General features: G+C 38.3%; 15 protein-coding genes. 6 read left to right on the top strand and 9 right to left on the bottom strand.

The genetic code is table 11. The features are described 5' to 3' along the window. Positions 1–467 precede the first annotated feature (467 nt). A complete protein-coding gene (locus FC70_RS09370; RefSeq protein ID WP_162253451.1) occupies positions 468–3,266 on the bottom strand; it encodes a fibronectin-binding protein FnbA in 2,799 nt (932 codons plus the stop codon). Between FC70_RS09370 and FC70_RS09365 the strand changes: the two genes are divergently transcribed. The 4 genes from FC70_RS09365 (at position 3,208) to FC70_RS09350 (ending at position 8,292) form a co-directional block, all read left to right on the top strand. Next, positions 3,208–4,398 (top strand): hypothetical protein, encoded by a 1,191-nt coding sequence (locus tag FC70_RS09365; RefSeq protein ID WP_162253450.1) that lies wholly within the window; start codon positions 3,208–3,210, stop codon positions 4,396–4,398. The two genes, FC70_RS09370 and FC70_RS09365, sit on opposite strands and share 59 nt — an antisense overlap. A gap of 315 nt (positions 4,399–4,713) precedes the next feature. Beyond that, positions 4,714–6,213, top strand: a complete 1,500-nt coding sequence (locus FC70_RS09360; protein WP_162253449.1) for a hypothetical protein — start codon at positions 4,714–4,716, stop codon at positions 6,211–6,213. A gap of 123 nt (positions 6,214–6,336) precedes the next feature. Continuing rightward, positions 6,337–6,573: a hypothetical protein gene (locus FC70_RS09355; RefSeq protein WP_162253448.1), complete on the top strand. Its 237-nt coding sequence runs from the start codon at positions 6,337–6,339 to the stop codon at positions 6,571–6,573. Positions 6,574–6,708: 135 nt separating this feature from the next. Then, a complete protein-coding gene (locus tag FC70_RS09350) occupies positions 6,709–8,292 on the top strand; it encodes a hypothetical protein (RefSeq protein WP_162253447.1) in 1,584 nt (527 codons plus the stop codon). A 668-nt stretch (positions 8,293–8,960) separates the two neighbouring features. Here the strand turns inward: FC70_RS09350 and FC70_RS06985 are convergent. The 8 genes from FC70_RS06985 to secA2 form a co-directional block, all read right to left on the bottom strand. Continuing rightward, complete coding sequence (locus FC70_RS06985; protein WP_057890271.1) at positions 8,961–11,414, bottom strand: Ig-like domain-containing protein; 2,454 nt, start codon at positions 11,412–11,414, stop codon at positions 8,961–8,963. A 511-nt stretch (positions 11,415–11,925) separates the two neighbouring features. Then, positions 11,926–12,774 carry a hypothetical protein gene (locus FC70_RS06980; RefSeq protein ID WP_057890270.1) on the bottom strand — a complete coding sequence of 283 codons (849 nt, stop codon included), beginning with the start codon at positions 12,772–12,774 and terminating at the stop codon, positions 11,926–11,928. Beyond that, positions 12,764–14,209 carry a glycosyltransferase gene (locus tag FC70_RS06975; protein ID WP_057890269.1) on the bottom strand — a complete coding sequence of 482 codons (1,446 nt, stop codon included), beginning with the start codon at positions 14,207–14,209 and terminating at the stop codon, positions 12,764–12,766. Before FC70_RS06975 ends, FC70_RS06980 begins: the two co-directional genes overlap by 11 nt. Positions 14,210–14,221: 12 nt before the next feature. Next, positions 14,222–14,968, bottom strand: a complete 747-nt coding sequence (gene asp3 / locus FC70_RS06970) for an accessory Sec system protein Asp3 (protein WP_057890268.1) — start codon at positions 14,966–14,968, stop codon at positions 14,222–14,224. Between the two features lie 11 nt (positions 14,969–14,979). Continuing rightward, positions 14,980–16,539, bottom strand: coding sequence for an accessory Sec system protein Asp2 (asp2, locus tag FC70_RS06965; RefSeq protein ID WP_057890267.1), 1,560 nt, complete (start codon positions 16,537–16,539; stop codon positions 14,980–14,982). Beyond that, entirely contained in the window at positions 16,539–18,116 is a 1,578-nt protein-coding gene (gene asp1, locus FC70_RS06960; protein WP_057890266.1) for an accessory Sec system protein Asp1, read from the bottom strand. The genes asp2 and asp1 overlap by 1 nt, the downstream gene beginning before the upstream one ends. Before the next feature lie 10 nt (positions 18,117–18,126). Continuing rightward, on the bottom strand, positions 18,127–19,356 hold the full coding sequence (locus tag FC70_RS06955; RefSeq protein WP_057890265.1) for a hypothetical protein: 1,230 nt from the start codon (positions 19,354–19,356) through the stop codon (positions 18,127–18,129). Positions 19,357–19,394: 38 nt separating this feature from the next. Further along, positions 19,395–21,743, bottom strand: a complete 2,349-nt coding sequence (gene secA2 / locus FC70_RS06950) for an accessory Sec system translocase SecA2 (RefSeq protein ID WP_057890264.1) — start codon at positions 21,741–21,743, stop codon at positions 19,395–19,397. Positions 21,744–21,820: 77 nt separating this feature from the next. Here secA2 and FC70_RS06945 point away from each other — a divergent pair, with 77 nt between their 5' ends. Continuing rightward, positions 21,821–22,000 carry a hypothetical protein gene (locus FC70_RS06945; protein ID WP_057890263.1) on the top strand — a complete coding sequence of 60 codons (180 nt, stop codon included), beginning with the start codon at positions 21,821–21,823 and terminating at the stop codon, positions 21,998–22,000. Positions 22,001–22,342: 342 nt separating this feature from the next. Then, positions 22,343–24,158: MucBP domain-containing protein (locus tag FC70_RS06940; RefSeq protein ID WP_157045254.1), on the top strand; the 1,816-nt coding region annotated here is incomplete at its 3' end.

The following is a 24,158-nucleotide window of genomic DNA, read 5'->3' as shown; positions in this document are numbered from 1 at the left end:
TTATTCAGTTTTCAAAGTTCTACTTGTCGGTGCCAAACTTCGTTAGCAGCAACGTTATATATATTACATTGTCCGGAGTAGATTGTCAACTATTATTTATCAATTTGAATTTTAAAATTCTCTTTCAAAACCGTTGGATGTATCTCTGGCAACGAGATATAACTATACTCGTACACCGACATTTCGTCAAGCTAAATTATAAAACAAATGTCATTTTTTTAGCTTTAACTATTTGTATGCGTTTTCATTGCTGCTATATCTAATAATATACATCAATTTCACCCCAATTGCACGTAAAACTACTTTTCAAAAAAATGGTGAAGATAAATTTATAATTTTAAATCCGGGTAATTTATTTTAATTATTTATATAGTAGAACTTCACATTTTAAAAAAATACATAACAAAAAAGCAGTTTCAAGAAATAAATTCTTGAAACTGCTTTTTATTAGATTAAAACTTAATCAATTAAATTTCGTTTTGATCCTTCTTACGTTTAAGCATAACTCCCATAAGAGCAAGCATAGCGAACATACCTGCACCAATAGCCATTAATTCAGTTTGAAGCTCTTCACCGGTTTGTGGCAAAGTATCTGCCTTAGAAGTAGCCCCATTAGCTTTATTAGCGGATGCATTGTTAACTGATACTTTTCGATCAGATACTAATGCACGTTCAGACTTAATTTGACTTGTTGAAGCTGAATCACTCAATGATTGACTCGCAAGAGTAGATTGCTTAGTTGATTCTGAATCAGAATCGCTCATCGATTGTGATACTGAACTTGATGAACTCTTAGAATTCAACTGACTTACACTACCAGCTGTCTTAGTTGATTCTGAACCAGAGTCACTTCTCCATTGTGATACTGAGTCACTAGTTGATTCAGATGAACTCTTAGAATTTGATTGACTAACGTTATCAGAGTTTTTAGTTGATTCTGAAGTAACTTTATCAATTGATTCTGAATCGGACTTAGAAGCTGAATCAGATTGAGAATTTACCGCTGACGTTGAAATTGAGTCAGATGTAGATGCTGAATCGGATTCTGAAGTTACCTTCGAAGTTGACGTTTGATCTGAATTGTCAGCTGAAGTTGACTTGCTTTGTGATTCTGAAGTTGAAACTGAATCGGAATCGGAAACTGATTCACTTTGTGATGGAGTCAATGAAGGTTGTTTCTCAAGTGATTCGCTCTTAGATTCTGAAGCTGAATCAGATAATGAGTATGCAGCAGACAATGATCCTGACTTCGATACACTGGCTGAAAGTGAGCCTGAGGCCGAAGTTGAAAGTGAAGTGCTCTTCGATGTTGAAGCTGATGCTGAAGCACTCTTAGAAGAGGCTAATGACATTGACTTCGATGAACCAGCCGAAGTAGATTCTGATTGAGAAGAAGCATCTGATTCTGAACTCGAACCTGAACCTGTTTGTTCTAATGACTTAGAACGTGAAGTTGAGATTGAAGAAGATTCTGATGATGCTAGTGAATTAGAAACAGACTGACTTACAGATCCAGAAGCTGATTTCGAAATTTCATCAGAAGTTGATGTCGAAATTGATGTTGAGTTGCTTCCAGAAACTGAAGTATCGTTTGAGATTGAAGCTGAGCCAGATTTACTTGCAGAACCACTTGCTGAGGCCGCTGCCTTAGAAGAACTTGCAGAGGTTGAAGTTGACGTGCTTTCAGATGACATCGCTGATGTAACAGCTGACATCGATTCTGAGGCACTAGTCAACAACGAACGATCATCGGAAACTGAACGAACATTCTTCAATGAAAGTGACTTCGATGCTGATGAAGATTCTGAAATGCTTTCGGATTCCGAAGCTGAGTCAATAACTGATTTAGAAACTGAATCTGATAATTCAATTGTCTTCGCAGTTGAGTCTGAATCTGAATCGGAAACTCTAGTTGAAACTGAGGTTGATCCTAGAGCAGAATCAATAATCGATTGTGAAACTGAATCTGATTCTTCAGAAGTTAATGGTCGATTGATTGATTGTGATCTTGCAACACTTGCTGAAGCACTACCAGATCTTGAGAGTACTGCTGAAAGTGAACTACTCTTCGAAGTTGAAGCAGACACAGATGAAGATTGTGAAGCAATCGCTGAGCTCTGACCAACTTTAGCTATTGAAGCTGAAGTTGAATTATCAAATGCGATTGAATCTAAGTCAGATTTAGAAGCTGAGACAGAATCTGAAGCACTCAATGATTCTGAGACTGATTCAGAATGACTAGCTGATGTTGAAAGCGATTCTCCAACTGCTACTGAATCGATAGTTGATTTACTTGCTGACGCTGATTGGCTCTCAGAATCAGAAGATTCTTTAACTTGATAAATTGGATCAGGATCATTCAATGAATTAATTGTTGATTCTGAAGTTTTAGCTTCTGAAACCTTGACTGAATCAGAGTAACTCGTTGAATCTGCTGTTGACTTAGATGTCGATGCTGATTGTAACCAACTAATGTTAGTTGCAACTGATTTTGACCCAGATGCTGATCCAGATGCACTAGCTGAAGCATCCATTGATTCAGATGCTGAAATCGAACTTGAAGCTGACTTGCTTAATGAAGCATCCGTTGATACCAAATCTGAACGTGATGCAGAATCTGAGCTTAATGACGACTTCGAGCGTGAAATACTATCTGAGGTTGAAGCTGAAACGGAACTAGATGAAATATTATCAGCGGATTCAGATGTTGAATTCTTAGCTGAATCACTTGCTGATTCTAGCTTGCTACCAGATTCGATAGTTGATTCTGATGCTGAAGTTGACTTACTTACTGAAGCTGAATCAGACTTAATTGTTGAAGTTGATACTGATTCGGATTCGGATGGTGTCAATGAGGCACCAATTGATTCTGAAGTTGAAGCAGATTTTGAAACAGAAGTTGATACTGAAACTCGTGCAGAATCTGATTCTAATTGTGATTTACTTGCAGAATCTACCATACTTCTTGAAGCCACTTCTGAAAGTTTAGTCGATTGACTAGCTGACAATGAAGCAACTGTCGATGTCGATGTCGATTCAGAACTTGAAGTTGAAGCACTCGTTGAAGCAGAACCAGAAATTTCAAGCGAACTTGACTTCGAAGTTGAAGCTGAAACTGATGTTGATTCTACAGCTGATTTCGAAGCTACAGTTGAAGCCTTGGCTGAATCACTTTCACTAAGTTGTTTAGAAAGTGATTCTGAAGGTGTGTTTGAAGCACTATCAGATGCCTTGCTTGTTGAAACTGATTCGCTATCTGATTTCACTTCGGAAGCAGAGATTGATGATGATTCTGAAGCCTTATCACTCATATCTACTGACTTCGAATCAGAAGTTGACTTAGCGTCTGAAATTGACGTTGAAGCGGAATCTGAAATTGAATTCGAGGTTGAAGTGCTCTTCGAAGCAACATCGGAATCAGATGTATCAGTCGAGTCTGAAGTGCTCTTTGAAGCACTTGCGGAAGTTGAATCAGAAATGTTTTGTGAGTCTGAATCGGAAGTTGAAGCACTTACTGAAGTACTATCTTCTGAATCTTGTGACTTACTTACTGATTTCGAATCTGAGTCACTGCTACTGTTTTCAGTTGATTCTGACTTCTCAGCTGAGTCTGATGATGATGTTGATTCAGACTTCTCTGTTGAGTCTGACTTCTCTGTTGACTCTGAAGCTGAGGTTGAAGCACTCTTCGAGGCTGAATTACTTGCTTCAGTTGAGTCTGAGACTGAATCAGATTCTGATGGTGTCAATGAAGCACCGATTGACTTCGAAGTTGAAGCTGAGGTTGAAGCCGAAGTGCTTGCTGAAGTTGCAGCTGAAAGTGACTTGCTTGCTGAAGCTTGTGCTGAAAGTGAAGCACTCGTTGAAGCAGAGTCAGAAACTAACGTTGAATCACTCGTTGAGTCAGAAACACTGGTTGAACCAGATACTGAAGCTTCATCACTCATTGATGTTGACTTCGAGATGCTGTCAGACTTGCTGGTTGAAGCTACGGCTGAACTGCTCTTCGAAGTACTTGCTGATTCAGATGTTGACTTTTGGGCCAAGTCTGAAACAGAAGTTGATTTACTGATTGAGTCAGAAAGTGATGTTGATAATGAATCAGATTCTGATGGTGTTACTGAAACGTTTTCTGACTTGCTAATTGAAGCTGAGTCTGAATTCAACGTTGAAAGTGATTTATTCAATGAAGCTGAAGTTGAAGCACTTAATGACGTTGAAGTTGAATCTGAAATATCTTTTGAAGTTGACTTACTATCTGAGGTTGAAGCATTAGTTGAACCTTCGGTTGCGATTGACTTCGAAGTTGAAGCGCTCGTTGAGGTTGAAGCTGAAGTACTGCTTGCTTCAGAAAGTGAAGCTGACTTACTTGCACTAGCTTGTTCTGATTCTGAATGATCAGTTGAAGTTGAGTCAGAGTCTGATGATGAAGCTGAATAACTCGCTTCACTATCAGTTGATTTACTATCTGAAATCGAAGCTGACTTACTATCTGATGAATTCGAGTCAAGTGAAACACTAGCTGAGTCTGAGACTGAATCACTAAGTGATTTCTTCGTTGAATCAGATTCTAATTGTGATTGATCAACTGATTTTGACTTACTCTTCGAAGCTGAATCAGAAACAATTGTTGAGTTTGAGCCTGATTCTGATTCTGAAGGAGTTAATGAAGCATTAATTGATTTAGAAGTTGATGCTGATTCAGAAGCTGATTTGCTTACTGATTCTTGTACTAAATCGGAAACAGAAGTTGAACCAGAAATTGATGTTGATTCTGAAACACTGGCTGCGTCTGAAATGCTAGTTGACTTGCTTACTGAATCAGAAGTTGAGGTTGAAGCTTCCTTACTTGATGTCTTCGAAACTAAGGCTGAAGTTGAGCCTGATTCTGAAAGTTCAAGTGAAGTTGACTTCGAAGTTGAAGCTGAAACTGATGTTGATTCTACAGCTGATTTCGAAGCTTCAGTCGAAGCCTTGGCTGAATCACTTTCACTAAGTTGTTTAGACAATGATTCCGAAGGATTCTTTGAGTCACTATCAGATGCATTGCTTTTCGAGATTGATTCACTATCTGAATTCATTGTTGAATCAGATACTGATGATGATTCTGATGCTTTATCACTTACTTCTGCAGACTTCGAATCAGAAGTTGACTTAGCGTCTGAAATTGACGTTGAAGCTGATTCTGAAAGTGAAGTTGAAGTTGAAGTGCTCTTCGAAGCAACATTGGAATCAGATGTATCAGTTGAACCCGATACACTCTTCGAAGCACTACCAGAGTTTGAATCAGAAATGTTTTGTGAGTCTGAATCAGAAGTTGAAGCACTTACTGAAGTACTATCTTCTGAATCTTGTGACTTACTTACTGATTTCGAATCTGAGTCACTGTTACTCTTTTCAGTTGAGTCTGACTTCTCAGCTGAGTCTGATGATGATATTGATTCAGACTTCTCTGTTGATTCTGACTTCTCTGTTGACTCTGAAACTGAGGTTGAAGCACTCTTCGAGGCTGAATTACTTGCTTCAGTTGAGTCTGAGGCTGAATTAGATTCTGATGGTGTCAATGAAGCACCGATTGACTTCGAAGTTGAAGCTGAGGTTGAAGCCGAAGTGCTTGCTGAAGTTGCAGCTGAAAGTGACTTACTTGCTGAAGCTTGTGCTGAAAGTGAAGCACTCGTTGAAGCTGAGTCCGAAACTAACGTTGAAGCACTCGTTGAGTCAGAAACACTGGTTGAACCAGATACTGAAGCTTCATCACTCATTGAGGTTGACTTCGAGATGCTGTCAGACTTGCTGGTTGAAGCTACGGCTGAACTACTCTTCGAAGTACTTGCTGATTCTGATGTTGACTTCTGGGCCAAGTCTGAAACAGAAGTTGATTTACTGATTGAATCTGAAAGTGATGTTGATAATGAATCAGATTCTGATGGTGTTAATGAAACGTTTTCTGACTTCGAGATTGAAGCTGAATCAGAAAGTGACGTTGAAAGTGACTTATCATCTGAGGCTGATTTTGATGCACTCAATGAAGTTGAGTCTGAATCAGAAATGTCTTTCGAAGTTGACTTACTATCTGAGGTTGAGGCAGCAGTTGAACCTTCGGTTGCGATTGACTTCGAAGTTGAAGCACTCGTTGAGGTTGAAGCTGAAGTACTGCTTGCTTCAGAAAGTGAAGCTGACTTACTTGCACTTGCTTGTTCTGATTCTGAATGATTTGTTGATGTTGAATCAGAGTCAGACGCTGAAGCTGAGTCACTAGATTCTGAATCTTCTGACTTACTAATAGACTTAGATTCCGAATCGCTTTCACTCTGATCTAATGATTTTGAATCTAAAATGGATTTTGATGCTGAATCTGATTTTGAAGTTTCAATGGATTTTGAATCAACTGAAGAGTTTGATGCAGAAATCGAATCACTTACTGATGCTGAAGTGCTATCAGAATCCGATTTAGAAACCGAATCAGATTCTGATGGAGTTAACGAAACGTTAGCTGACTTCGAAGCTGATACAGATTTTGATGCTGATTCACTTGAAGACTTCACTGCTGATCCAGATTTGCTTGCTGATTGAGAATTTGATGCTGAGGTTGAGGCAGAAGCAACCTCTGAAGTTTCTTTTGAGTCACTATTTGATACAGATGAACTAATAGATTCTGACTTTTTAGCAGAGTCACTATCAGAAGTTGATGCAGCACCACTTAATGACTTGCTAGTTGAAGCTGAGGTTGAGGCTTCTTTTGAAGAACTTGCTGATTCAGATACTGATATTTTAGCTACATCAGAATCAGACGTTGACTTACTTACTGATGCTGAAGTCGACTTAGAAACTGATTCTGATTCTTCAGGTGTTAATGAAACATTTTCTGACTTACTTTCTGATGCCGATGTTGAGGCTGAAGTCGAAAGTGATTCATTTTTTGAAATTGATTTTGAAGCTGAATCAGAATTTTCCGTTGAAAGTGATTTGTCATTTGAAATTGATTCACTATCTGAGATTGAACTTGAGTTTGAATTTTCAGAAGTTTCTGACTTTGAATCTGAAATTGATTTCGAAGCTGAAGTTGAGTCACTTGTTAGGCCCGAGTTTGAATCAGAAGCTTCCGTACTTGCAGAATTCGATTCTGAGATACCTTTTGATTTAGAGTTCGAATCTGATGCAGATACTGAATCACTCTTTTGGCTATCAATAGATTGGCTCTTTGAATTTGAAGCTGATTTTGAATCTGAAGTAATAATTTCTTTAGATTTAACAGCTGAGGTTGAAGCACTCGTTGATTCTGAGTTTGCAGAATTAATCGAATCTTGTTTAGACGTCGAAGCTGATTCTGATTTTTCAGTCGAGGCTACTTTAGAATCTGAGGCTGACTTCGAGGCTGAAGCAATATCTGATGGGTTTAAGGAAACAGATTCTGATTCTGATTTACTTATAGAATTAGAAGCTGATTCGCTTGAACTAGTAACCATTGATAATGATTTACTATCAGAAGCCCGTGCTGAAGCTGAACCAGACTTCGAATTTGATAATGAATCCTTGGTCGAAGTTGCAGCTGAGAGCGATCCAGATTTAGACGAAGAATCAGAAATCTTTGTTGAATCCGAAGCCGAAACACTTAATGATTTCGAAGCTGAGGTTGAGTCTGAGTGTGCGTTAGAAGCTGACACAAATTCTGACTTATCAGCTGAGGCTGAGTTCGACATCGAAATACTTGATGAAAGCGAGGCAGAAGTTGACTTCGATAATGATACTTCTGGAGTCGTTGAATCACTGTCTAATGAATTTGATTTCGAAGCTGAATCTGAGTCTGAAACAACATTCGAAAGTGATAATGATTTCGAAGTCGAGGCTGATCCAGAAAGAGTTTTCGAGGCAGAAGTTGATTCTGAAAGAGACTTAGAAGCACTATCTGAAGCTTTTGATTCTGAGTCTTTTGAATCTAATTCTGATAATGAACTTGATTTAGAATTTGATGAATCTATTTCTTTAGACTTACTATCTGATGTTGAAGCTGAACCAGAAGCAATACTGTCTGATTTAGACGCTTCAGAGTTTGATTCAGAAGCAGCTTTACTTTCAGATGCAGTAGATTCTGAAACCGATTTAGAATTAGAATCTGAGAATCCACTATTAACAACTTTTGAATCACTCGTTGAATTTTCAGCGGATGTTGATTTAACATCTGAATTATCTAATGATGTCGTTTTGGAATTTGAAGCTGAATTACTTGCATCGCTACCTTTTTGTTCAGAAAGTGCCTTTGAAGTTGAGGCTGATTCTGAAGCTGAAGTATAAATACTATCAGATTCATGTCCTGAATTTGCAGCGGAATCACTGGCATCGCCATCACCCTTAGTAGATTCAAGATCTGATTTCGCAGCAGATTCTGATTTCACCTTGCTAAGTGATACAGAATCTGCACTTGACTGAGCTACTGATTTTGATCTTGACTCATTAAATGTAGATGTACTATTTGACATAGATTCATTTGATGAAGGATCTAAACTGTCTGATTTAGAAAATGATGCCGAAATACTATCTGAAAGCGGAACTGATGTAGAACCAGAATTAGATAACGACAAGACCGTTGACAATGAAACTGTCTTCGAAGCTGAAGCTGATTCAGACTGAGACTTTGAACGACTGTCAGAATCTGAAATTGACTTACTAATTGAAGTCACATCACTAGCAGAAGTTACAAGTGATAATGAATCAGATTCTGAAGCTGATTTCGAGTCTGAGGTTGAGGCAACTAATGAATCATTATCTGATGTCGATGCTGATAATGACACAGAGTTAACTGCTGAAGCTGATTCTACAATTGAATCAGAAGCTGATTTAGAAGCAACTAATGACTTAGAAACTGAACCAGCATAATCTAATGAATCACTATCAGTGGCTTGATTTTTACTAGTTGAAGTTGAAGCTTCTGATTGAGCATCTTCAGAAGCAACAATAGAATCTTAGGCTGCCTTACTTGCTGCACCAGAAATACTAATACTTTCTGATTTAACCTTTGAAATTGAATTTGAATCTGCACTATTCGACTCTAATGAATTACTTTTAGAAACTGAAGCTTTCGTAGACTCTGAAGATAATGTATTACTATCACTGACGATTGAATTAGATGTTGATGCTGAATCACTATCAACTGCATCTTCTGAGGCGCTACGTGCTTCAGATACCCTCTTTGAATCTGATGCTGATAAACTAACCGTTCCGTCAACTGTAACGTATGCATATGCTGTTAGTAACGTATTAGTTTCTGTATCTAGATAAGTAAGCTCAAATTTATATGTTCCTGGTTTAGTATTGTCATAATTAGCTGGTACATGAATATTAACGCTTGCACTAACTTCGTTTCCGTTAGCATCTATATAAGTATACATTTTAGATGTATCGTATTTTTCGCCAACTTGTATTGTTTGGTCATGACCAGTAAGTGACGTTGGCAAGACTGTTAAACTAGCAAAGTTAGAACGTAGTACAGACGTACCATTGATTGTTCCACCCGGTGTCTTAACATGATCTGCATTGACAGTTACGACTACAAAATAATAGGTTCCATTTTGATCCATCTGGGCATTACTTAACGTATAAGTTTTCCCAGTGGCACCGTCAATTTTCAAGCTACCCTTAATTTCATTATTTCCATTAGTATTTGAATACCATTGATAAGTAACAGTAATCCCCGTTACACCAGAACCAGCAATGTCATCATAACCTTGCGCAGTGAAAGTAGCATCGTGGTTAACAAGTACGGTTTCATCAGCAGGGAGTCCACCACCAATTGTCAAGGTAGCGGTTCCAGTTACACCACCTGAAGTAGCAGTAATAATAACCGTTCCCTTACCAACAGCCGTAATATATCCAGTAATTGGGTTAATGGTGGCGATACTTGGATCACTACTGGTCCAAGTAACTGGCTCAGTCGAATTAGTTGGATTAAGTTGTGCGTGAGCAGTAGTTGAATTGGTATCAAATTTTAAGTTCAAATCATTTTGATCAACATTAGCCCCTAAAATAAGGTAATCATTATCAAGTTTAACTGTAACGTCAGTTGTAGCCACCGGAGTTGGTAGAACTGTAACTGTGGCCAAATTAGAATATATTCCGTTAGCACCAAAAAGTAATGTTAAAGCTCCTCCAACCAGCTTAGGAATAATTCCAAGCAAAAGTAAATTATCCCCAATAACTTTCGCTTTAATCGTTATCCCAACTTGATATTGAGACGTGGTGTCTGGTGAAACACTAAATATTCCAGTATTGTTAGTCTCAATCGCATTTTGATTAGCATCATAAAGGGTATAGGTTTTTACAAAGTCCATTAAGTTCAATACTTGTGCAAGTCCCGTTACCATCCCACTTAAAAGTGAAGTAAGGGTACTCGTGGCATAATCTGCTGAAATATAAGCAGAATTACCTTCAGCAATCGTCGAATCATATGGCTGAGAAGTCAGCCCGCCAGCCCATACAATCCCGGCCCATACAACCGCTGTACCAGAAGCTTTAAAAGGACCTGATGCTTTAGCCGCAAATAATGCTTGATTTTGTATAGCTGTTGAAGCAATGGCATTAAAGGTTTGTTGGATACCAGTTAATTTATAAGCAGCTTCTCCCAACACTGCTGATTGACTAATTAAAGTATCAATATCTGATTGATTATCGCTTCCAACAATTGATGTAATTTTATTATCTTCATTGATGATAATTCCGATTGCTGATTGAATCATCAATAGTGAAATGTTATTAGCCACGACATAACGTTGAATCACGTCAAATTGAGCGGCAGTCAAAGTTTGACCATCGCCTAAATTAATTTGTAATTGACCAGTACCATTATCTAATGTACCCGTCGTAACCGTTGCCGTTCCATTAGTATTTAGTGTGGCTTGTAAACCAGCAGTCGTTGTATCGTTAACTGCTGAAGTACTTGCTGATTGACTACTTGAAGTCGAGACTGACATCGAAGCCACCAATGATGATGAGTTGCTATTGCTCATGCTAGTACTTGTCGAGTTTGACTTATTAGCGACTGCATTAGCTGACACACTCATAGAAACGCTTTCAGAACTTGAAAGTGATTGTGAGGTCGATACAGATAATGAACCCGACAATGATGTTGATTGAGTTGTGCTTTCTGAAGCAGTTACTGAAGTAGTTGGAATCGTTGTGCTAGCCTTTGTCGCTAACAGATCGTCCGTTGAAGCTGTTTTCGTAACTTCACTTTCTGTTGCAGCATTAACTGATTGTGTTTGAGCAATTGTTCCACCCAAAACACTTCCCAAACCTAAAAGAGCCCCACCAAGTGTGGTAGTTCCGGCAACAAGCCAAGCCTTGCCTGCCTTGTACATTCTAAAGCGTTCTTTCCCGTTATTTTTAAAAATTTCCGAGGAATTTTTTGAATTATATTTCAACCTAGTGCCTCCAAAGTGTCTATTCTATCGTTATTATAAATACTTCATAACTGTAACACCTATTTATCAAAAAATAAACAAATAAAATACGATAAACCACACTATTCCAATGTTTGTGGAATTTATCGTCTAATAATACCATTAAATCATCGAATCGCTTACTTTTCGATAGTGATTCACCCATTAAAGCACAAAAAGACCGTTAAACCGCTAATTGACGCTGCTTATTCATTGATAAATAGTAATAAACGAGTGCGAGCCAATTTACACCAAATTCACTTTGTCAGCGTTTTCTTGCTATTTTAACCATTATAATTATTACTAATATTATTATTAAAAATTGATAATATATTTATACATGCCTGGTGAGTTTTAATAAACACCTTTGCCGCTAGATTAATAATCAGTGCACTTTGGCGAGTCAAATTAGTAAATAAAAAAGGTTAACAAGTCCCATATTATATGGGCTCGTTAACCTTATCTGTCTATAAATAAATTAATTGATGATATCCTAAACAACCGTTACTTTAGCTAATGAAATTTGTTTCTGTTTTAATTTATCAGCATTTTCTTGCGAAACTTGGACTTCCTGAATGTAACTGATGTCATCATTTAAAATTGATAACAAGTTACCACGCACATTATCATTTTCATCAAATGGATCTTCAGCTAAGTTGATAATGTTATGTGACTTCGTTTGTGCCAAGACATCTAGTTCGATTCCAAGATAACTAATCGTCACCTTATCTTTGGGTTTTAGTAGTTTAGCTAATTGATCTGCATAAAATTCGGTCAAAGTCGTATAGTCTTTGATCATTTTATGCGTTTTGGGATCCTCAACCGTAATGTAATTAATTGCCCCACCATAATAGTAATAACGCACGACGGCCTGACCACTGTTATTCAAAAAGACAATTTCTTGAATTTCATCATTGTAATAAAAAATATTACTAAATTCATTACCATCAAACGCAAATTCAATGATGTTATCCATCGTACCATCTGGATTTGTATAGCGAACATCTTGGACTGCTCGACGGGTATTACCATATAGATGAACCTTACCCAATTCATCCCCGTCATAAATAACCGAAATACTTCCATCAGCATTCATCGCGACTTGAGCACCATAAGGCACTGGTACATCATTAAAAAAGCGGGTTTTATTTTTTTGATACTTACGACCAGTCACACTATCTAATAGATTAACACCGGCAACTTTTTCACTTTGTAATAATCCAAAAAAACGTGGCGAAGAAGTTAATGATAGTACTTTTTTCTTACCAGCTTCAATTCTGGCCTTTTGTTCAGCCCATGCCTGACTATCTGGATTCAGGATATTCGTTAGCTCATAGTTCATTGATCATTGCCTCCCACTTTTTAGCAATCACTTTGTCTTGGAATTTTTCGATTGATTTTTGTGTATTGTTAACAATATTTGGATAGTCTGACTTCAACAAACGACGTAAACTTTCCGTTAATTGTTTAACATTGTAGTCATCATCGTTAGGTTTAAAATCAGATGAAAAGCCATTATAGCCATCTTGAATTAGTTCGGAAGCCCCAAAGCGCGCATCAAAAGTCACCACTGGCAAGGCCGCATTAAGTGCTTCAATGTACGTTAAGCCAAAGCCTTCTGATAATGAAGCCGAGATAAAGGCGTCATACTTAGGATAAACATGTTCAAGATCATGTGACAAACCTTTAAGCGTAACGTAATCTTCTGCCTTAACTTCTTCAATCGTATCCTTAATTTTTTTGCTTTCGCCACCTTGACCATAGATATCAAAGGTCAGATCAAAGCCTTCATCTTTAAGGGCTGCAACCGCACGGACAATATAATCAACGTGTTTTTCTGAAGCCAATCGGGATGCGGTAATCAGTTTAAATGGTCCTTTATCTAACTTACGGGTGATTTTCTTAATGCCATCACGCACCCCACCAACCGGGATTGTGACAAATTTACGGGTTTTATTTGGAAAATCAACCAGTAAATCTTCACGTTGCAGTTCAGTGGCCGTTACAATCCGGTCAACCAATTGATTATGTGTTAACAAATATTCATTATAGTTATTCCATAATGGATTTTTAGGATCATCACGATCAGACAAGTGATCCGCATGAATCACATCAACCACTTTCGAACCGGCAATCCGGTTTAGCATTAACGCCACTTCGTTATCTTCACCACGATCGACAATAAAGGTGCTCTTACCACCATACAATTTATCAAGTTGTTCAAAGAAATAACGATGTAGTTGTAATTCATTGCGGAAAAATAAGTGTTGCCCATTTTCATTAAATAAATGAATATTAGTAATCAAATTCTTTCGATTCTGATCATCAATATTTTCATACATGACCCGTTTTTCACCTGTTGCATCGTCATACATTTCAGTCCGGCCATTGCTAACCATTAACATTTTACTATCCGGCTTATGCTTATCTGGGTACTTAACATAATGTTCAACAATCCGTAATCCAGAACTAGTTACTGATTCGCGTTTACGGTGGGTATTAGTTTTATCAACCACCAAATCTTCACTTGGTTCAACTCGTTTTTCAAGTCCTTTTTTGGCATAATCTTGTCCTAAGACAAAGTATTCCCACATATTAATTACTTGATCATCACGTAAATTCCATTGATCCATTGCTTCATGAATATTTTTAACAATTTCTACAAACACAAATCGATATGGTAATTCAACTTGATCAAACCGTTTCGCACGATAGAACTGTGCATGTTCAACCCCGGAATTACCGATTCCCATGGCCCCATTAATAAAGAAATTCATAATCTACCTCCATCATTTTGATGTTTCTAATATTTTTCGTATTTTACTTAAGCTTTCGCCTTGTGCTGATACATTACCTAATTTCAAGTTATTTTCAGTCAAAATTGTGGTGACTTGTTTTTTAAACAACTTGATTTTCGATACATCGGTTAACTGATTTCGTTTCACCCGAACCATCACCGTTTGTCGATTAGGTCGATAAATCAAAGGAATCAGGGTTGTACCCCGGTTAATTAATGCCACATCCGCTTGATTGGAATCACCATGTTGCAAAACAAACTGCACGTCAGCTTGTGAACTACGTTGAATTTGCGTTGCAGCCATTAATTCCTTCTTACCCAGAATTAAATTATGAAAGTTAAACTCCACCGTATTTAAGTTAATCAAATCAATTTCATAACTCACCATGCCAGCCGGTACCACAAAGTCAACTTGTGAGGTTCGCACTAAACATTCATCAATTACCAATCCCGCCTCATCAAAAAACTGAATTTGCAGGCCTAATGAATCACTCGGTGTCACTTCAATATCGGCCCGCAATTGATATTCTTGCCCAGGCACTAATAATGGCAGAAAAAACGATTGTAAGAAATGAATACTTTCATTCGTCTGCCGCCAACGATGCACTGCCAGTCCAGGTGATACTCGTTCATTTTTAAAATGAACTTCACCATTTGGTAAATAATCAATTACCGCCCCATACCCGTAAGTGTCCGTTCCATTGGTCGGCCATTCTAAGGCATAAATCGTCTTATCCATCATGATCCCCCTTACAATATTAGTCGATTAAACTGTAACATCAACAAGCTCTTATATTGTTTCATAAACCATTGCACCACCGCATAGGTATTATCATTATGACGACCCTCAATCCCCTTAGAGAAAAGACGCACCAACGGATAATTTTCCTTTAAATACGCTCGTAACTTCGGTAAGGCTGTCATATCATAATCATCTTGCTCCATATAGGCGATCGCAAATGTGGTATTGGAGAAATCACCTTGGGTAAATACGTCCCAAAAATGTTGATTCATCCGCTCAATATCATCTTGATCAACGCCACCCATGGTATTTCGCAGCATATCCAAGCTAGTCCCGAATGTATTTGGACGTAAGATTCGTTCACCACTCGCGACTTTTCCAAGTTCAATTACTGGCTTACCAATAACAATTCCAGCTGGATTTAGTTTGGCGCCATAATACAACGCGCCATAGGTTCCCATCGAAAGGCCAGATAAAATTACGTCATGGTGATCAAAACCTAATTGATTCAAATTATGGTGAATTTCATCAATTAATTGGTTTTCCATCTCTTCGCTACCTTGATAAAACGCGCCACCTTCACTGCGTGGATCCATCACTAACATATATGGTGCACCGAAGCGGGCCATCATCCCCACCCCCTCAAACTTTTCCGCGGTTTGATAACCGGAAAAATAAATGTTCAACGGCGGTTGTAAATCACCTGGATCAAAGTAAATCAGGAGTTCTTGATTCAAATCATTTTTATCAACAATTTGTTTACCACCAACCAAGACTTCCCCAAACTCGCCACGCGTTCGACGGAAATGGATATTACCTAAATCAACAGAACCATGACCACGAGCCAAAATATGAATTTGCATATCTCGTGAAGCTGCTTTAGCAGGAACAATCAAGCCTCGTTCAATAGCCTGACCACTTAATTCAATCTGGTCCGTCACTTCTAGTGAATTAGAATCAGTTACCTGCGCCACCACTTTAATTTCAGCATCACCTTGGGTCGCATATTCAAACACAATTCGGTTGGAAATCTTTTCTGGTAACCAGATGATATCAGCAACCGACGCAATGCGGGTCCAATCATTACCAAAATCACCCGTTAAATGGCGGAAAGTTTGGCCGGTCTGTTGAACCGTCCCGGAAAATTGTTCACTAATTCGTAATTCATCAAAGTCAATTTTATAGACCCCTTGTTCGAAGTAAAAATTAACCGAAATAATATTCCCTAACGCCTCGACATCCGTAAAATCTAACCGATGCCAATTTTTAATTCGAAATAAATCTTCAATATCGGCGGATAATTCAACTTTAGTGTCAAAAATAACATTATTAGCTGGTAATTCTTTTAACAATTCATAGTCCGTTGCATATGGCGTGCTTGTATCAATTAAATAAATTGCCCGTTTAATTTTTGAATTTAGCTTCTCATCTTTTACTAACGGCTGGTCCTTATACACGGGGCTTTCCACCGTTTTGGCCCACGCATACTTAAATTCATTCATTAATAAATCGTCTAACGCTAACGGCTCCGTCCCAATATGGATAACCGGTAATACCATTGTGGCCATTACAATACCTCCTGCCAGTGACTAAAAATTTCATCTTCTGAATTGGTTTCAATCAACTGGGCATCAAAAACCACGACTTTATTCCAATTACTCAACACATCTAGATAATTACTAATCGCATTTACCATTTGACTCTCATCAGCGACGACTTTCCCATTTTTACCATTAACCAAATAGTCGCTTTGCGCTCTATTAATTTGTGGGATTGCCGCACTGACCGCTAAGATTTGATATGCCGTAATTGGTTTCACACTACTATCAATAAAGACTCGGGCCCGCTGTAATTGCTGCTCCATCCCTGATAGTGATGGCGTTTCTTCATGCACTACTCGTTTTAGCATCATGTACGCATTCACCATTGGTTGCCATGATGGTAATTTCTTTCGTTGTTCCATTTTCTTTTCCATATCAACGGTGACACGTTCTTTTTCTTTCGCTAGTAAATATTTCTTTAAATCACTAAACTCTTGACTATTTAAATCAACCCCAAATTCACTGGTAATCCACGCTTCCAGAATCGATTGTAATCGTTCTGCTTCACCGTCATCTTGCACCGACACGTGTAAACTTTTATCTTCATCACGTGCCAGAATTGGCATAATTTTACTATAAGCCTTATCCACAAATGAAACGGGGGCGTCAGCAGTTAACCAATTAATTTCCATTAACGGAATTTCATTACTAATCCCCAAATTCAATTGGGTAGTCTGGGTGGGAATGGTTAATAGTTGCTGATTTAAATTACTGATACTTTTGTCACTATCTAAATAACGATCGAAGCGTTCATGATCAACCTCGGTTGGTACAATTAGTAAATCATTCGGTTGAACTAATTTTAGTTTAGCGGAAGTCACTGCCATTTGATTCATTAAGAAAATACCCTTCTTAACTTGATCAAGTTTCTCTCTTAAGGCAGCTAAATCATTCGTTAACTCTCCAACAACCGTATCAATTCCTTGCTCCTTTAAATATGTATTTGTCACTTGTGCAATCACTTGTGTCAAATTAGCGAAATTAGCATGTCCTAACTGTTCTTGCAGGCGAATACTGATCAACACGGTGCTATCTGGCTCTTGTTGCATCACCAAATCACCATTAAAGTTGTACCATTCTTGACGATGAACGGTTTCATCTTCAGCATACCAAATCCTAGTTGATAAAAAGCCACGATCGTCATACTGTTCAACTAACTTTTCACCATCGTAAACTGGATATTCTACATTCCAAACATAGCCTTCACCACGAAGATTAACTGTCGCAAATAACTTACCATCTAAATAATAGCGAACTGCATCCCCTCGATAAGAAGGTAAAGCATTCTTAGGAAAGACTAAATCTTCAACTCCATATGGAACTGATTCATCGACTTGAATATTTTGAATCCAATCAAACGCGTTCCAACTTGGAATCCCAATTAGACCGGCATTTTGTAGATGATGACGTAAATTAGGCGTTGATTGAACAACTAACAACTGCAGCTCAAGCTTTTGGTTACGAAACATCCGGGTTAACTGGACCATTGAGTCGGCATCATAATCTATTAAGTTTTCATCGAAACTTGGTATTAAAGCAATCATGACGTCCTCCTTATTTAAGCAACACCGAATAGGCATTTTTAGCGTACAGCGCTCTGAATTGTTGACTAATCGTATCGAAAATTGTAACTAAAATAAATACGGAACCTAAATATAACGAATAATTAGCATAACCTTCAAAATAAATTCCGATAATTAATGGTACGACGGCCATTAGCATTAACGCGACGTTCCCAATTGAAGTTAATAACCAGAAATGCCGCATCACACAACGTCTGGTTTCTTCACCTGGTACACAGCCAAAAATGTAATCGCCACTTTCTTTGAGTTGTTTAATCGTTTGAATTGGTTTTAAGTTCATATATCCAAAGCCATAACCCAAGATCATCACGATAACGCCATAAACTAAAATTCCGCGCCAATTATCTTGTTGCGTCCAGATTAATAAATTTTTACCGATCGTCGTAAAACGTAAACTCGTTGACGAAACAATCGTCATTGGTAGATTAAATAATACCGTCGAGAACATAAATGGCATGGCACCACCCGTTAACAACTTAATTGGTAAGTATGAATGATTAAATTCTGAATCTAGCATTGGTCGTTCCAACTTAATTCTTAATTCAGCGTGAAAAACTGCAACTGCTGCGAGTACAAATAGTAAAGTTACAAAAATCGCAATCATCAAATTGATTGGCGTCATGGTCAGAACATCGCCAGTTGTCCAACCATTTTCTAATAGTTGTGGTAACCCAACTGCAATCCCTGGGACAATCATTATCGCCGAGCCACCAATTCCAACTTGGGTGTTCTTCATTGCTAACCAAGTTGAAAACATCCCCCCAGCCACCAAAACCAACATGATAACTGGTGCCGAGATATCGATACCACTTTGCGTCAGGTATAACGGTTGAATAAAACTGTGGTAAGTCAAAATCATGGTATAGGCTTGGACGACTGCCATAATCAAAGTTAAAATATTTTGAATTTGACCTTGATTTTTTAGTGACATATTCGTAATTTTCTTAATATCCATGGTTACAATTGCCTGCCAAATAATCATACTGGTCATATATGGCGATAATCCAAGTGACATAATCGCCGGCACCGTCATTCGACCACCGGTTGTCATTCCCAAGACACTTAATAGTGTTGATTTATTGACTGATGAACTGGCAAATGATGCATCGACTAATGGTAGATAGATTTGCTGTCCAACTGCTAATACCAACATCATGAAAAAAGTTATCAAGATTTTTTTGGCTAAATCATTTTTTAACAAATTATTCCCTCCCGTGGAAATTAATAACCTTTTTTGCCTTATGGAAAATCAACATCCATCTCACCCGTTAGTTTAGTGGTAAAAGTCGATTGTAATAGATAATGAATCATCGTAAAGTACATTTTTTCTTTCATTTCATTAAAACTAGCTTTGGCTTCATTTTGATATTCATAGACTGGATCACGTTGCGCTAAGCTACGATTTTGCGTCACACTCTTCAATCCTTGTAAACTATCAACTTGTTCAATCCACGACACATCAATCGCCTTTAACATAATCAAGCGTTCAAAGTACACCCACTGATCATCAGCGTTAAACATTTGACGTTGGGCTTTAATGCGGTCATAAATCAGTGCTTTTAAGTAACCCGTATATTCACTGAATGGTAAAGATTCAATATCTTCAGGTGCTAAATACGCTTGATCAATTCGCTGGTAGATAAATTCGACTAAGGCACTGTAATCAGCCTCACCTAAATCATCCGTAAACTTTTTCGCAACATGCTTAACGACCGCATCAATTTCTTGATCCAGTTGAGTTGCATTCATAATATAATTACGCGTGTCGTAAATATTATCCCGTTGAATTCTAAAGATTTCACCATATTGTAACGTTTGGAAACGGGCATTCCGTTGCTGATTAACCACCGCATTTTGTGCTTGATCAATGACATGTTTAAACCGGAATTTACCAGTAATGTTTTGTTTCGTTGCTTCTTGATGTTTGGTTAAATAACGACCAACCCATTTTGGGGCATTTTCCGTGACCACACTATCTTCTAAGGAAACGTAAAAAATACTCTGCCCCGGATCACCTTGACGACCCGAACGGCCGCGTAATTGATTGTCAATCCGTGCATTTTCCATTCGTTCGGTTCCAATAACAAGTAAACCACCGAGTTCAGTAACGCCATCTTCTAGGCGAATATCGGTTCCACGACCAGCCATTGATGTCGATACGGTAATGGCACCTTTTCTACCAGCCTCGGCGACGATTCTAGCTTCTTTAGCAGCACTGCGCGCATTTAAAATATTATGGGGAATGCCTTCACGTAACAATAACCGTGAATATAAATTGGAGAGGGTTACGGAACCAGTTTCGATTAAAACTGGTCGTTTGATTTGATATGCTTCCTTCACTAAGTCGAGGGTTGCCATTAATTTAGCGCGCGTGGAAATAAACACCTTATCCGATAAATCTTTTCGAATTAAGGGCTTATTCGTGGGTACTTTATAAACATCTAAATTATAGGTTTCGCGAAATTCATCTCGATCCGTCATGGCAGTTCCCGTCATTCCGGCTAATTGATGAAACATTCGGAAAAGATTTTGATACGTAACGGAAGCCATTGTTCGTTGTTCTTCAGAAATTTTAACATTTTCCTTTGCTTCAACTGATTGGTGCATGCCGGCTTGCATTTTCATACCTTCCAACTGACGACCATTGGCTTTATCAAGTAAAATCACTTCACCATTATCAACCACATAATCGCGGTTCCGTTTCATTAATACATTCGCCCGCAACGATAATAGTAGATGACGGTAAACATCTTTCCATTGGTCACTTAATAGTCCATCAACACTCAGGAATTCTTCCATATTGGAAATCCCGATGTCGGTGAACCAAACGTTTTTAGTATCATCACTTTGTTCATAATCAATATCAGCTCGTAGCATTTTAACCAACTGATTACTAGTTTTGTACAGATTAGATTGGACACGTGGAACTCCGGAAATTACTAGGGGAGTTTCAGCCATATCAAGTAGCACTGCGTCGGCTTCATCAATCAACGCAAAATTGAACCCCTGAAGGAATTGTTCTTCAGGCGTTGCGGCTAAGTTATCAAATAAGTAATCAAATCCTAGTGAACTGTTGGTTGTATAAACTATGTCTGCATTATAAATAGCCTCTTGATCGCGTTCACGATCATCGTGGCCTTCTTCGGCAACCCCGGCCATTACGGTCAAGCCAAGCCAAGTATAAAATTTTCCCATTTCTTTGGCATCACGGTTAGCTAGGTACTCATTTGCCGTCACCAAAAAATTGCCTGAACCACTAAGTCCGTGCAAATACATCGGCATGATTGCCGTAAGTGTCTTACCTTCACCAGTTTTCATTTCCACAACATTGTCATATTCCATCGCAACTGCACCAAGGATTTGGTTCTCAAATGGTTTCATCCCCAACACGCGACTGGCAGCGGCCACGGCTACAGCATAGGCATCCGGCAAAATACTTTGAAGTTTTTCGCCAGTTGCTAACCGTTGTCGCAACACATCTGTCTGTCCTTGCAAATTTGAATCTGACATTGCTTCGTACTCTGGAACTAGTGCGGTAACTTTATCAACTATCGTTTGATAGCCCTTTTTTTGCGAAAAAAGATGCATGATTTTCCTCACAATCTGATATAAGCTAATGCACATTTACTTGCATAGTTTTTAATTTTTTATATAATAACAATATCATGAAAAATAATAATGACAAGCTCTTAAACCAAGAAATTGAAGAAAAATTTAGCGATGAATCAGCAGAACACCCTAAAATAAAGCAGTCCAAAGAGCATGGAAAAGCCGCCCAAGTAACCATTGCGCTTCTCTTGGCAGCTATCGTTTTGTTAGGGATTTTCTTGCCAATATTCTTTTAATTAAAACCAAATATTAGAAGTCTTATTTAGATTGAAATTTTATGCTTAAAATAAAATTTTAATCTTTTTTTGTTGAAATATTTTTTTAGGTGATAAATAAATTTCATTTGAGCTAAAACAACCAATAGTGAGTCGTAATACTGATATAACAACGTTAAAAATCATTATTTTTATTATCAATTAATCGTATTTATTGGAATATAAAAAATTGCGTATAACTTTTCCCTGTTTCCGCTTACAAATTAAGTTTAATAACCTATTTAAATGTGTTATATTATTCAATAACTTAGGGTTTATAGCTTTATAATTATTACTTAATCTTATTGATAGGGGATATTTAGCATGATAATCAAATCGATTCAAAGTAAAGAACATTTTAAGATGTATAAAAGTGGTAAACAATGGATTGTTTGCGGGATTGCGGTTTTAGGTACTGCAATTTCATTAACTACTTATACCACTGCCCAGGCGGATACAACTACGCCAGTAGTAGATCAAACGACAACTGCGGCAGTATCAAGCGCTACGCCGGTTGCAGATTCAACCGCTGCAACCTCCACCGTAGCTAGTGATGTAAATACGGATGTTGCTGTTACAAATTCCAGTGACGCAACCGCGCCAGTTGTTGATAGTGCAGCTACTAATAATAGTGTTCCTACTATTAATGCAGATGTTCAAAACGATACCACCACCGCAGCTACCTCGGCCGCCACTACTGAAACCACTCCCACTGTTGATTGGGATAACTGGCAAGACAGTTCCAGTATTGGTCTTGGTTATAACATCCTTGTTACAACGGATGGATTAGCTGCCGGCGAGGCTACCGGGAGTTATCACTATAACAATACTTTTGAATACGTCTTCAACGACGATGCTGCGGCGCCAGTCAAAAAGATTATCACCACTAACGATATTGGTTTATCCCTTAACCTTACAGGTGTTAATGACATTACCCGGGTTGGAGATTGGACCGTCACTTCGCCAACCGGTGAAACAGTGACGATTCCAGCTGCTGATATTACCATTTCAATGGTCAATGGACGCGTAGCATTATCATTTGATACCCAAAAGTACGCAGCCATTGCGAACACCATTCAAAAACTAAATTATACGGTCGCTTATGACTTTGATGCCACCTCTAAAGAGCTCGGTAAAGATCTTGGTACCGATACGGCATACACTGATTTTTACTTTACCTACCCTAACGTCGGTGAACAAGGACAAATTATTAAAGTTTATTATCGTGACGCAACAACTGGTCAAGATGTTGAAACCTCAATTAACGTCTCAACTGATATTGATGGAAATGACCTCTACTTAAATTCCAGCATTGCTAGCCAAAATGCCCCAACCATTGATGGTTATACTTTTGACAAAGCTATTTTAGTTAACAATGATGGTAGTGTGATTTCATCAATCGATGAGGCCGGTAATACTATTAGTAATTTAACTATTACAACTGCCAAGCAAGCCCTCGTCTTTACTTATAAGCAAAATGCCGGTGCGGTCACCGTTAACAATGTGGATGACCAAGGAAACGCCCTCGGCAATGGTTCAGTAACCTATACTGATGGTCAATTTGTCGGTTCCGATTACTCAACAACCCCAACCGCTATCAAGGGTTATACCTTCTCAAAAATTGCTACCGGAAGTGCAACTGCTACTGGTGATTTAAGTGTTAATCCTCAAACCGTGACCTATGTTTATACCAAGAACGCCCCAATAATTACCACTGACACGGTTAATAAAACCGTTCATTATGTTGATGCTGATGGTAATAAACTAGCTGATGACTTCACTAGTTCCGCCGACTTTACTACTTCAACTGATGCCGTCACTGGAGTGGCTACTACAACTCCCGTTAGTGATATCCTAGGACATCAAGCTAACCCGGTAATTAACGGCTATACTGTTACTACTAATCCAACGGAAGCAACCACTGATCAAACCGTTAAATCAGGTGACACCGATACGGAATACACCGTGGTTTATACCAAGAATGCCTCAACGACTACCACAGATACAGTTAATAAAACCGTTCATTACGTTGATGCTGATGGTAATAAACTTGCTGATGATTTCACTAGTTCCGCCGACTTTACCACTTCAACTGATGCCGTTACTGGTAAAACCACGACGACTTCAACTAATGATGTTT

The organism is Paucilactobacillus oligofermentans DSM 15707 = LMG 22743, assembly GCF_001434315.1.
Lineage (GTDB): Bacteria > Bacillota > Bacilli > Lactobacillales > Lactobacillaceae > Paucilactobacillus > Paucilactobacillus oligofermentans.
This window is presented reverse-complemented; position numbering and strand designations above follow the sequence as displayed.

Coding starts and splice junctions, on each gene's coding strand:
- asp1 (WP_057890266.1), bottom strand. CDS start 18,116: ATGATTGCTTTAATACCAAGTTTCGATGAAAACTTAATAGATTATGAT.
- asp3 (WP_057890268.1), bottom strand. CDS start 14,968: ATGGATAAGACGATTTATGCCTTAGAATGGCCGACCAATGGAACGGAC.
- FC70_RS06945 (WP_057890263.1), top strand. CDS start 21,821: ATGAAAAATAATAATGACAAGCTCTTAAACCAAGAAATTGAAGAAAAA.
- FC70_RS06980 (WP_057890270.1), bottom strand. CDS start 12,774: ATGAACTATGAGCTAACGAATATCCTGAATCCAGATAGTCAGGCATGG.
- FC70_RS09355 (WP_162253448.1), top strand. CDS start 6,337: ATGGATTTTGATGCTGAATCTGATTTTGAAGTTTCAATGGATTTTGAA.
- FC70_RS06975 (WP_057890269.1), bottom strand. CDS start 14,209: ATGAATTTCTTTATTAATGGGGCCATGGGAATCGGTAATTCCGGGGTT.
- secA2 (WP_057890264.1), bottom strand. CDS start 21,743: ATGCATCTTTTTTCGCAAAAAAAGGGCTATCAAACGATAGTTGATAAA.
- asp2 (WP_057890267.1), bottom strand. CDS start 16,539: ATGGCCACAATGGTATTACCGGTTATCCATATTGGGACGGAGCCGTTA.